Here is an 11,869-nt window from a genome sequence, read left to right as displayed (position 1 = left end):
TGAGTGCCGCAGCTAACGCATTAAGTACCCCACCTGGGGAGTACGATCGCAAGGTTGAAACTCAAAGGAATTGACGGGGACCCGCACAAGCGGTGGAGGATGTGGTTCAATTCGACGCAACGCGAAGAACCTTACCTAGGCTTGACATGGTAGTGAACAACTATGGAAACATAGTCTTCCGCAAGGACACTGCCACAGGTGGTGCATGGCTGTCGTCAGCTCGTGTCGTGAGATGTTGGGTTAAGTCCCGCAACGAGCGCAACCCTTATCCTTAGTTGTTTCCACGAAAGTGGTTACCCTCTAAGGAGACTGCCCCGGATAACGGGGAGGAAGGTGGGGATGATGTCAAGTCCGCATGCTCCTTACGTCTAGGGCTACACACGTCCTACAATGGGGCCGACAATGGGATGCAATATCGCAAGATGGAGCTAATCCCCAAACGGCCTCTCAGTTCGGATTGCAGTCTGCAACTCGACTGCATGAAGTCGGAATCGCTAGTAATGGTGGATCAGCATGCCACCGTGAATACGTTCACGGGTCTTGTACACACCGCCCGTCACGTCATGGGAGCCGGTAATACCTAAAGTCGTTTGCCTAACCGCAAGGAGGGCGGCGCCTAAGGTAGGATTGGTGACTAGGACGAAGTCGTAACAAGGTAGCCGTACCGGAAGGTGTGGCTGGATCACCTCCTTTCTAGAGAACCCGCAGGACCTCCCAAGACTTATTGGGACCGGGGTCCTGCACATAAATCCATGTTACTCAAATTGTATGACCTGTGCTCTGCTTTTCGGTTTTTTAGGAAAAGGTTATGGGTTATAGGTAATAAACTTATAATCTGTAGCCTTTTTTCTTACCCCTCCCTAATCCTTCCCCCAACTGCGCTTCGGCTACGTCGCGCAAGCCCGGCGGGAGAGGGACGTACTATAGGGGCCCATAGCTCAGTTGGTTAGAGCGCGTCCCTGATAAGGACGAGGTCAGAAGTTCGACTCTTCTTGGGCCCACCATTTTAGCCTGTCTTCGGATGGGCATTTTTTATGTGATCAGGTAAAAAAATCCCCCCGCTTACGGCGGGGGGATTTTTTGTTTTAAAGATTTCAGCTTATTTTAAGACCAGCATTCTTTTGGTTGCATTAAAACCGGATGACTCTAACCGGTACAGATATGTTCCCGAAGAAATTCCTTTACCCTGTTCGTTTTTCCCGTCCCATTTGATCTGGTAGCTGCCGGGAATCTTGTCTTCATTGACCAGGGTCTTTACCAACTGGCCGGTAACATTATAGATATTTATTTTTATCCAGCCCGGCTGTGATATTTGATAACAAATGGTGGTCTGTTCCTTGACCGGGTTGGGAAAGTTCTGGCTCAGTTTGGTCGCAAAGACGGGAATATCGGTCAATTCCGTCTGCAATGCTCCGCTAAGCTTGGCAGTCAAAGTATCGCTGCCGCATCCGGTGCGCCTCATATTGCCTCTAAAAGTGGATCCACAGGAACCAGCGCTTTTAGTGTTGCAGCCAAGCTCCCAGGCAAAAAGTTTATGGCTTCCCCACCCAAAGGCCAGTAATTCCATCTTTCCGTCCTGGTTTATGTCGCTTAAGGCCGGAGCCGACCAGCTGGGCTCTATCCAGATGGGATAACCCGGGGTCAGCGAACCGTCTGATCCTTCAAAGGCGTACAAATACCCCGATTCAGTGGTCAAAAGAACTTCGATGATGCCGTCAGAATCGATATCGGCAGCAATGGGGTTGGTACGGCCATTGGAGCCGGTTTGAACCTCCCACAGCATCCGGTTCACACCCTGATCTGAATAGGCCCGGAGCACTCCGTTGGAAGCAATAAAGGCCGCATCCAGCTTGCCGTCGCCGTCCAGATCGGCTATGGCCGGTGAACATACTATCCTTGTTCCGCATCCAAACCCGACCGGCCAGCCTGCAAGCTGTTCTCCGTTCGCTTTGAAGCAGTATCCTTTGGTGGAGGCTGTTGGGCAATAGGTCTCGGCGCCCAGGATGATCTCGTTCTTTCCGTCATTGTCCATATCGGCAAAAACCGGGGAGGCCAGTCCATAACCGGCGCTGGACTGGACTATGATCGGCCATCCCGGCAGGCTGGTTCCGTCATGGTTCAGAACCAGTAGTTTTAGCGCACCGGCGGAATTGGCGGTGACTGCGATCTCCATCTGGGGGTCTCCGTCCAGATGGCCTAGAACCGGGGAAGACCACACCGGACCACCGGTGCAAATCGGCCAACCCAAAAGCAGGGATCCGCCGGCATCCCAGGCATAAACATAACCGGCAGTGGTGGCAGCCACGATTTCAAAGCTGCCGTCGCAGTTAAGGTCGGTTACCGCCGCCCCGGAAAAGGCGTCGCCGCATACGGCCTGGGGCCAACCCGGCTGTTCGGAACCGTCATGCCTTAAAACATGGACCTGGCCGTCGCCGGGCACCGTGTACCAGCCGCCGCTGCCCATCACAACCTCTAAAAAACCGTCGCTGTCAATATCGGCCAGGGCCGGGCTGGATTGGTCTATGCTTCCGCCGATTACCACCGGCCAGCCGGGTACAATCTTTCCCAGGCGATCAAAGGCATAGACTTTGCCGTCATCGCTGCCGATAATGATCTCCTCAAACCCGTCGTTATTGATATCGCCTGAGGCCGGGGATGACCACATCCGGCTGCCCCGGGTCCCGTTGCCCACCGCCGCCGGGAAACCGGGCATTAAGGCGGGCTGGGTTTTGATAGTGTTGGAAGCGGGGAATGCCGGGCTCTCGCTGCCCAGGGAATCGACAGCAGATACAGCATAGCTATAGCTGGTATTAGCGATCAACCCCTGATCGGTAAAAGTGCGGGAATCCATTACCGGAACCAGGTTGACTTTAGTAAAAGATACCTGGTCCGTGGTTTTACGGTATATATTATATCCTTTGATTCCAATGCCGTCATTGATCAATGCCCAAATTATCTGGATACGGTCAGATCCCAAAGCTCGTGCTTGAATGCCGCAGACCGGATTGATGACTTCGGACCGGCTGATTATCTGCCGGGATTCCCGGCCATAGGAATCGCGAATGGTAAGCAGCAGGGCGAGGGGGTTGCGGTCATCGGTTCTTATCGGTTTTAGCGCCAGCCTCCTATGGGTTGAAGAACCACCGGCCGGGATGCTTCCAAACCGGAGCATCTCAGGCCTGGGCCCGGTCTGTCCGCCGGCAACTGCTGTGGCAGTGAGGGTGATTCCCCGGGCCTGGCCGGTTCCCAGGTTGGCAATGACCACAGAATCCAAAGTAACAAAGGTTTCCCTTTTGGCGGCATTAAGACTGGCTGCCGGGGACAATACATAGGAAGATATTACCAGTGAATCGGCCTGAATGCCGGTTTTAATTTCCTGGGACACTATGATCTTTTCGGTTTTATTGTTTGATACCGCCAGATCGGCTTTGGCAATGAAAACAGCGGTCAGTCCCAGCGTCCGGTCTGATTTTATCCGCGGCGAAACAGTCAGCAAAAACCGGGGTCCCATAAGCGTATCACACACCAGGGTCTGGCCCGGCTCCAAAACCGGCAGGCTGATGATGGAGTCGGTTATTTTTACCTGAGGGTCTGCCGATCGCAGGATCACAAAGGCATTTTCCAAGGGGGACAGGCCGTTATTGGTTAGGGAAGGATACAAGGCAATGGTTTCGCCGGGGTTCATTACCCGATCGCAGTTCCCATTGCTTTTGTCGCCAATCGTTCGCCCGTCATCGCGAACGGTATAACTGCTTACAAAGGGATGGGCGGCCCCGGATGGAACGATCTGGCAGGAAGTCTGGCTCGGGATAACGTTGGTCCCGGTGACGGTTAACAAAAGCGGGCCTTCGGTCAACAGCGATATCGGCAGACTAACAGAGGAAGGTATCGTTACCTGGATGACTTTTAAAGCTTCATTTTGTTTGTAAACCGCCAGTTCAACCGTTCCTCCAGCGGCCGGGCCGGAAATGTCGACCTTGATCAGGGAATCGCTGACGGTCAATTGTCCGGGATGATTGACGCAAACTTTCTGAGGTTCTCCGGTCCAAAGCAGCATGGAGGGATCGCCCATCAAATTGATCGAGAATTGCGAATAGGAGTCACGGATGTGCTGCAAGACGGAAAAGGCCTGGCCCAGCATCTGCTGGCGGTAATAATAAATCCCTGTGAACATAGCCTGGTACAAATATCCCTGGTACCCCCAACCCACCCTGGAATTGCCGATGAAGGCCACGGCCCCGCCATTGGGATTATTGAGCAAATGCTTGGCAAAGCAGTCGTGGTCAAAGGCATTGGGATCGCAGGCCGGGGTGATCACCACCGAAGGCCGTCCGTTGTTTGCCAGCCGGCCGGCATCGGACCGATACAGCCAGCCGCCGCCGGTGGTGGCGCCGGTTCCCAGCTGATAGATGCCGCCGTGATCAAAGTGGTATACTATGTTATATCCCTTATTCAGTTCGACCATGGCCGATCCGGCGTCAAGGTTCTTGTCACCGGCCCATTGAAAGCAAGCCGAGTCAACCGCCGGGCGGTAAAGTTCGTAGGAATCTATCCAGGGGGCGTCTGTTTTAAGGGGGAAATTGTTTACTGATTCCGAACTCCAGGCATAACTGCCTTCGGAAACCATCAAAAAACTGGATCCGAAACCCGGCGGGGGATTTCTTTCGTAAGCTAAAACCTTGTCCACAAAGGTTTGGGCTTGGGCCGTTGTGCTTACCGGAGCCCGGCCTAACAGCAGGTCGGGTTGCATGTCAAGGACTTCGCCGCCCAATACATCACCGTATTGGCCGTCGCGATTGGGATCAAAATTGTAACTCTGGATGTCTCCGGTGCAGGAAGTATCCACTATATCGGAATAATAGAGATCGGTGGGAATCCGCAGGTCCGGAATATACTGCGGCCAGCTTCTCCAGGGGACATAACGGGCCGGTATCACCGGAGTGTCTCCCCCCAATAATACCAGCACCGTTCCCCAGTTGACCCAGGCGTCCTGGATGAAATGGCGGATCTTTTCCTGGATATCCGCTCCCCGGTAATTGCTCTCTATCCAGCGGGTGGTTTTGATTATGGTGTTAATGCCTTTTTGGGTCTTCCAGTCAGCCAGCCTTTGGAACTGGGGCGCCAATTCTTCCGAAGTTATTATCACATAGTCCACCGGCCTGCCTTCAAGAGAAGGGGATTCGGTGGCCGGGGATTTGGCGGAAGTCTGATCCACCGTGATCTTCGCGCACATGATCAGGCGGACAATATCATTTTTATTGGCAATGGCCGTCTGCAGCTGGTTCATCACCAGGCTTTGGGCCATAGGGCTGCGTCTTTTTACCGGGCTGGCCGAACCGGCTTTTAAAGCATATTCAATTTCAAATGATATCGAGTTGTAAAGGGTAAGCTGTGCTTTGGAAGGATTATACTGCAGGGGCATGACCTCAACCGTTACCACCTGGTGCTCACCCCAGGCCGATACGCCTTTGATCCTGGCTAACTGGCCGGGGTAGTCGCCTTTAGCCTGGTAAAAGGCAGGATCCGCCGCTACAAAGTCCGGGGCCGCCTGGCCGTTCATCGGGACCGGCTTTTGAACCGGAAAAGGATTGAAGCTCCCGGGCAGGTTTTCGGATGAAGATCCGGACATTTTCAATCCCCCTACCGAGGCGTTGAAGGGGACAAGGATGTTGACTAATTTTACCGGCAGCAAAGGGCTTCCGGGTTGGGCTTCCAACGGAAAGCTGCCTTTGACAGCGAGCCGGTGGTAAGAAGACTTGCCGATGGTTACCGGGTCGCTGGATAAATCTGACACCATAGTGGTCTGGGTGAAGCTGATTACGGCCGCATCGGAGGCCGTGAAAAATCCGAAGGCCATTATAACTGTTAATAACGCTGAATTCAGGTATTTCATTTGGGTACCCTTTGGTTTTGGTTATGTCATAATAAATACGCAAGCATCGTGCCAAGGGAAACAATAAAAGAACAACATCTGCAAAGCTATGCAAACACTGCTATTTGCGGCATGTGGTTTTCGTGGCGGGCTTTTACCAAATCCCCAAATTCGGACTAAAAACATTGCTATTGTCATAAGATATTTACTTTACCCGGCGGTATGTCACTTAATAAGAATTCAAGGATTAGCCAAGACGTAAGTTGTATCGCAACCGGCAATGAAAAAGCCGTTTAAAAAAACGGCTTTCAGGGGAATAACAAAAGATCCGGCGGACAGAATAAAGTATGGTAATGACTAAATAGAAGAGACCGTGAACATGGCTTGGAAGTAATATTTACCGGGGGCCATTTCTTTTGATAGCTTCAGCCGCAGATCAACCGCTAAAAGGCTGCCCCGTTGAATGTCTTCGCTTTGGTATAAAGTTTGGGCCTGGCCGTTGAAAGGCTGGAAATTTTCCTGGCCAGACAACTGAAACATCAGCATTTCACCGGGAAATGTTTGGCCATCCTGATTATAGATGCCGCCATTTAATTCAGTTTCCACCAATGCCCCTCCGGTGCTATTGCACCAGACCTTTAAGGACAGGGCTTTAGGTAAAGTGACATAGCCGCGAGCTACATCACTATTTGATACTTCAATGATGTTCTTTGATTCACAAAGCTCTACTCGTGAGATTTTCGGGATAATAACGCTGATATTTACCTGGTCTGAAGCGGAATTTGATCCGGGCCGGGCTAGCGTTTGGGCCAAACCGGAACTAGTCAATAATCCGGTTAAGGCAATTATTATGTAGATTTTGTTTTTCATACTTCCTTAAACTAACAAGGAAGCATCTAATATGCCAAAGAAAAATGATTTTGTAACACACAGTATTGCAACACATTACAGAGATAGAGAATATTTAAGCATTTGTCTTAAATGTCTTGTATATACGACATTAGTCGCAATAATTATATAATTTGCAAATGTCAATAAAAAAAGACAATAATTCTATTTCATTGAATATTAATGATTTACAAGAATATTTATAGTTTGGCATGTCTTATGCATTATAAAATTATGACACTGGTGAAAAATTTCCTTGGCTATTCTATTGACTTTTTCCAAATCCGGTGGTAACCTATGTTAACCCATAATATGAACGGAGAATTAAAATGGATAACCTACAGGGCGGAATACTGAAGACATTCAAGTATGCCGTATTTTCCGAGATCGCGACATCATTCGTCCATGAGATGAAGAATCCGATCTCGGCCATAACTCTGGGAATGGAATTCTTTGACATGAGCCTGGCCGAGGGCGATCCCCAGAAGGAAACCTTAAGGAGCATTTACAAATCTTCGGAAAAGCTGAATGCCCTGCTGGATAATCTGCTGGTCTATTACCAAAACGGCAATTCCGAAAAAACGCCCGTCAAGGTCTCGCAGGTGGCCAGGCAGGCGGTAAGCCTGGTCAATTATTTTATCACCCGGCACCAGGTAAAAGTGGAGATCTCCGAGCCGCCTCAGGAACCTTGGATCACCTGCCGGGCCAGTTTGGTGATGCAGGGACTGGTCTATCTTATGGTCTGGTCGGCCAAAAGAATGCCCCAGGGCGGCAAGATGTCGATCGAGGTTATGCTGGAGGGGCAAAGCGTGGTTTTGAACTTCCACGATCAGGGCCCTGCCATGGATTCCGGACAGCAGATCAGGATAATGAACCCCGAGCTTCCTCTGGGGCCCAATGCGGATGATCTGGGACCACAGTTGGCCCGGCACCTGTTCCAGGAAAACGGGGCCGAATTCAAACTGAGTGCCGGCCAACCGGAGACGCTGTTGTTCTCGGTAAAATTCAACAATCAATAGCCAGCCGAAAGATACAACCATGAGCCAGAAACCATCATACAAAGTGCTGATCATAGACGATGATCAGAGCATCTGTCTGATCCTGCTGCAGATACTGGGAAGCGCCGGATATCAGACCAGCTCGGCCAACAGCGCCGAAGCAGGACTTAAGGCCGTATCCGAAGTGCAGCCGGACCTGGTGCTGCTGGATATGCGCCTCCCCGACGCCTGGGGTCTGGATGTGATCCCCAAAATTAAAGAGATCGATCCCGATATACCGGTGATAGTGATCACCGGACATGCCAGCATAGAGGATGCGGTCAAGGCCGTCAAGGCCGGGGTGTACGATTATCTGCAAAAGCCGCTCCACGCCGACCAAGTGCTTTTATCCGTAGCCCAGGCGGCGGAAAGGAAGAACCTGCTGGCCGAGAACAAATACCTGCAGCAGACCCTGAACGAACGTTACGGATTTGAGAACATAGTGGCCAAGAGCCGGCCAATGATGGCGGTGTTTGGCACCATCCGCAAGATAGCCGAGACCAAGACCACGGTGCTGATACTGGGTGAATCCGGCACCGGCAAGGAGCTGGCGGCCCGGGCGGTGCACTTCAACAGCAAACGCAAGAGTGCCAAGTTCGTGCCTATCAACTGCGGGGGGATCCCCGAGACCCTGTTGGAATCGGAATTGTTTGGCTACGCCAAGGGCGCTTTTACCGGAGCCAACGGCAGTAAGGAAGGTCTGTTCAAGACCGCCGATAAGGGTACCATCTTTCTGGACGAGATAGGCACCATGCCGATGTCCCTGCAGGTCAAACTGCTGCGGGCGCTGCAGGAAGGCGTGTATTATCCCCTGGGCAGCACCGTTCCCACCGAGGTGGATGTGCGGGTGATAGCCGCCGCCAACCAGAACCTGGAGGAGGCTGTCAAGAAAGGACTTTTTCGGGAGGATTTGTTCTACCGGCTGAATGTCATCCAGATAAAACTGCCGCCTTTGCGGGACCGGCGCGATGACGTAATGCTTCTGGCTCATCATTTTTTAAAGAAATACAGCACCGAACAGGAAAAAATCATAGAAGGGTTTACTCCGGAGGCCGCTGATCATCTGTTGCGGCACGACTGGCCTGGTAATGTGAGGGAACTTGAGAACGCTGTGGAGCATGGAGTGGCGTTGTGCACCGGGAAAATGATCGGGTTGGAGGACTTTCCCCAGCGCCGGACGGGTACCCGCACCGAGGAAGTATCGCTGATGATAGACAAGCCACTGCGCCAGGCCCGGGACGAATATGAAAAACGCTACATCATGGGCCTGCTTAAACTTACCGGGGGCAATGTTACCCGGGCGGCCGAGATGGCCGAGATCGCCCGCCAGAACCTGCAGCTGAAACTGAGGGAATACGGCATCAGCTCCAAGTCCTACGCCCCAAAGAACAGGGAGTGACCATGAAAAAAGTTCTGATAGTGGACGACGAAGCGGTGCTGGCCGAAACGGCCGCCCTTCTTTTGAATCGCCAAGGGTACCAGGTGCTGTGGGCCAGCGACGGAAGCCAGGCGCTTAAACTGATAGAAGACCAGAAACCGGACCTGGTGATAGCCGACCTGGTGATGCCCAATATGGACGGGCTGCAGCTTTTGGAATGGGTGCGTGACCGCCGCAGTTTGGACGGGGTAAAATACATGCTGATGACCGTCAAGGAAAGCGTACTGGAGCCGCTGAAACGCTACCACACCGAGGCCGACGAATACATGTCCAAGCCTTTTGACAAGGGACAGCTGCTGGCCAAAGTGAAGAAACTGATCGGGGAACCCTGACCTGGTTACACCTCCATTTTTAAGGATAACAGGAAAATAATTATTGGCCGCAGATGCCGAAAAGACTAAAAAAGAGACATTATTGGCCGGTGATTAAACAGCAGGTATGGGAAAAATGAGCGAACTACCCAAAATATTATTGGTGGATGACGAAGAAACCAATCTGAATCTCCTCAAGATGCTTTGCCGCAAAATGGGGTACGACTGTCTGACTGCGCTGAACGGACGGCAGGCGGTGGATCTGGCTTTATCCCAGAATCCGGACCTGGTAATGATGGATGTAATAATGCCTGAAATGGATGGGTTTGAGGCCACCCGGAAACTGAAAAGCGATCCCGCCACCTCCTACATTCCGATCATCATGGTGACGGCGGCCAGTTCGCGGGAGGACAAACTTAAGGGAATAGCCTGCGGGGCCAACGATTTCATCACCAAGCCGGTGGATGTGCAGGAGCTGTCGCTGAGGATAAAGAACAACCTGAACATCAAGGAATACCACGATTTTTTGAAGAACTACAGCCTGACCCTGGAACAGCAGGTGAAGGAGCGGACCGTAAAACTGGAGAATGCACTGTTGCAGAGGGATCAGGCCTTTGACAAGATCAAGGACGGATACATAGACACCATATTCCGGCTGACCCTGGCGGCCGAGTACAAGGACGGGCATACCGGCAACCACATCCGCCGCACCAGCCACTACGCCAAGACCCTGGCATTGGAACTGGGGTTGGATAAGGACTTTGCCGAGACAATGTACTACGCCATGCCCATGCACGACATAGGCAAAGTGGGGATTCCCGATTCCATCCTGCTAAAACCCGGACCCCTGACCACTGAAGAATGGGCGGTGATGAAGGAGCATACCACCATCGGCAGCCGGATACTAACAGGATCACAGTCCGAGATCCTTGATCTGGCCCAGCAGATAGCCCTGACCCACCACGAGCGTTGGGACGGCAGCGGTTATCCCCAAAGCATGGCCGGGGAAAAAATACCTTTGGCCGGGCGCATTGCCAGCGTGGTGGACCAGTACGACGCCATCCGCAGCCTGCGGACCTATAAGCCGGAGATGGATCATAAGCAGGCCTTAAGCATACTGACCGAGGGCGATGACCGTTCCCGTCCCGGGCATTTTGATCCAGGCATAATTGAAGTGTTCAGAAAAAGGCACCAGGCCTTTGAGGAAATATATAGAATTCATGCCGAACGGAACGAAGCGGAATAGTTTACAGTGGATCAGAACTTTTCCCCACGAAATACACTAAAATATCAATAAATCAATAATCTACGGATCACAATATACGTCTGGGTTTTAACCGCTTGCGTCATTTGAAAAGCATCGAAGGTCTATTCGGAAAAATACAATTAATTACGGATCCCTAAAACGGTCCGGGAGAGAATATCATGAACTCTAAAAATAAAATAAATTTATCATTTGTCTTTGAACATCTGACAGCCATCGGCGTAATGTTTGCCGCGGGGTTTTGGCTGGTGGACATAATGATAGACGCTTTGTTCTTTAACGAGGGCACCATGATCGGCCAGTTACTGGCACCAGAACCGATGGAGGTATATTTCCGGCTTTTGGTGGGGTCGTTATTTGTTGTCTTTGGGTACCTGGCCCAAAGTATGCTGGTGAAACAAAAGCAGCTGAAGACGGACACTGAGCTTAAGGCTCGTCTGCTGGATGAGGTTAACGATGCGGTGGTGGCCCACGACTTGAACGGCAATTTTATTTACGCCAACGCCGCCGCCGGCAGGATGGGGGGAGTCAAAAAGGGATCTTCTGCCAACTCCAGCCGCAGTGAACTGAGGGGACTGATGTCCGAAGCCAAAAACAGCGGGGTTCTGATGGAAAAGTTGAAAGAGCTTGAGCAGAAAGGAAGTTTGACCTTTGAAATGACGGGCCGGCGGGAGGACCAATCCGAATTGTTTACCGAGGTCCATGCCAGCCTGATGAACATGGAGGGAAAGACAATCGTGTTAAGCGTGGCCCGGGATGTGACCCAGCGCCACCAGCAGGAGCAGGCCCGCAACAGCCTGCTTAAAGAACTGCAGACGGCCCTGGGCAAGATCAAGACCCTGAGGGGGCTGATCCCCATCTGCGCTAACTGCAAAAAGATCCGCAACGACGAGGGTTTTTGGCAGCAGGTGGAGGAATATGTTTCGGAGCATACCGAAGCCGATTTTACTTTTGGCATCTGTGAAGACTGCCTGGGCAAACTGTATCCCGAATTCAGCGGCGGCAAAGGAAAAGACGGACATAAGCGCTGGCACAAGAACGATAAATAGCGGCAGGTAA

The 11,869-nt window shown here is 51.9% G+C and carries 7 protein-coding genes, 1 tRNA gene and 1 rRNA gene; 7 read left to right on the top strand and 2 right to left on the bottom strand.

Translation table 11 applies throughout. From position 1 onward, the window contains the following. Together HZA73_04985 and HZA73_04980 are read left to right on the top strand one after the other, a co-directional pair. Nucleotides 1–696: ribosomal RNA gene (locus HZA73_04985) — 16S ribosomal RNA — on the top strand; the annotation flags it as partial. Nucleotides 697–927: 231 nt separating this feature from the next. Continuing rightward, nucleotides 928–1,004 (top strand) — tRNA-Ile (locus HZA73_04980). Nucleotides 1,005–1,099: 95 nt separating this feature from the next. On the opposite strand, the gene HZA73_04975 is transcribed toward HZA73_04980, so the two are convergent. Further along, complete coding sequence (locus HZA73_04975) at nt 1,100–5,857, bottom strand: VCBS repeat-containing protein (protein MBI5805379.1); 4,758 nt, start codon at nt 5,855–5,857, stop codon at nt 1,100–1,102. Between the two features lie 372 nt (nt 5,858–6,229). Then, a complete protein-coding gene (locus tag HZA73_04970; protein ID MBI5805378.1) occupies nt 6,230–6,742 on the bottom strand; it encodes a hypothetical protein in 513 nt (170 codons plus the stop codon). Between the two features lie 347 nt (nt 6,743–7,089). Here HZA73_04970 and HZA73_04965 point away from each other — a divergent pair, with 347 nt between their 5' ends. The 5 genes from HZA73_04965 to HZA73_04945 all read left to right on the top strand — a co-directional run bounded on the left by HZA73_04965 (nt 7,090) and on the right by HZA73_04945 (nt 11,859). Next, nucleotides 7,090–7,779 carry a hypothetical protein gene (locus HZA73_04965; GenBank protein ID MBI5805377.1) on the top strand — a complete coding sequence of 230 codons (690 nt, stop codon included), beginning with the start codon at nt 7,090–7,092 and terminating at the stop codon, nt 7,777–7,779. A 19-nt stretch (nt 7,780–7,798) separates the two neighbouring features. After that, on the top strand, nt 7,799–9,196 hold the full coding sequence (locus tag HZA73_04960; protein ID MBI5805376.1) for a sigma-54-dependent Fis family transcriptional regulator: 1,398 nt from the start codon (nt 7,799–7,801) through the stop codon (nt 9,194–9,196). A 2-nt stretch (nt 9,197–9,198) separates the two neighbouring features. After that, nucleotides 9,199–9,567, top strand: coding sequence for a response regulator (locus HZA73_04955; GenBank protein MBI5805375.1), 369 nt, complete (start codon nt 9,199–9,201; stop codon nt 9,565–9,567). Nucleotides 9,568–9,682: 115 nt separating this feature from the next. Next, nucleotides 9,683–10,792, top strand: coding sequence for a response regulator (locus HZA73_04950; GenBank protein ID MBI5805374.1), 1,110 nt, complete (start codon nt 9,683–9,685; stop codon nt 10,790–10,792). Between the two features lie 179 nt (nt 10,793–10,971). Beyond that, nucleotides 10,972–11,859, top strand: a complete 888-nt coding sequence (locus HZA73_04945) for a PAS domain S-box protein (protein ID MBI5805373.1) — start codon at nt 10,972–10,974, stop codon at nt 11,857–11,859. Nucleotides 11,860–11,869 lie beyond the last annotated feature (10 nt).

The sequence above is a fragment of the candidate division TA06 bacterium genome (assembly GCA_016235665.1).
Classification (GTDB): Bacteria; Edwardsbacteria; AC1; order AC1; family EtOH8; genus UBA5202.
Note: the sequence above shows the minus strand (reverse complement) of the source record. Positions and strands in the feature narration are given on the sequence as shown.

Excerpts from the sequence above, each read along its gene's own strand:
- HZA73_04965 (MBI5805377.1), top strand. The coding sequence starts at position 7,090 with ATGGATAACCTACAGGGCGGAATACTGAAGACATTCAAGTATGCCGTA.
- HZA73_04975 (MBI5805379.1), bottom strand. The coding sequence starts at position 5,857 with ATGGCCTTCGGATTTTTCACGGCCTCCGATGCGGCCGTAATCAGCTTC.
- HZA73_04970 (MBI5805378.1), bottom strand. The coding sequence starts at position 6,742 with ATGAAAAACAAAATCTACATAATAATTGCCTTAACCGGATTATTGACT.
- HZA73_04950 (MBI5805374.1), top strand. The coding sequence starts at position 9,683 with ATGAGCGAACTACCCAAAATATTATTGGTGGATGACGAAGAAACCAAT.
- HZA73_04945 (MBI5805373.1), top strand. The coding sequence starts at position 10,972 with ATGAACTCTAAAAATAAAATAAATTTATCATTTGTCTTTGAACATCTG.
- HZA73_04960 (MBI5805376.1), top strand. The coding sequence starts at position 7,799 with ATGAGCCAGAAACCATCATACAAAGTGCTGATCATAGACGATGATCAG.
- HZA73_04955 (MBI5805375.1), top strand. The coding sequence starts at position 9,199 with ATGAAAAAAGTTCTGATAGTGGACGACGAAGCGGTGCTGGCCGAAACG.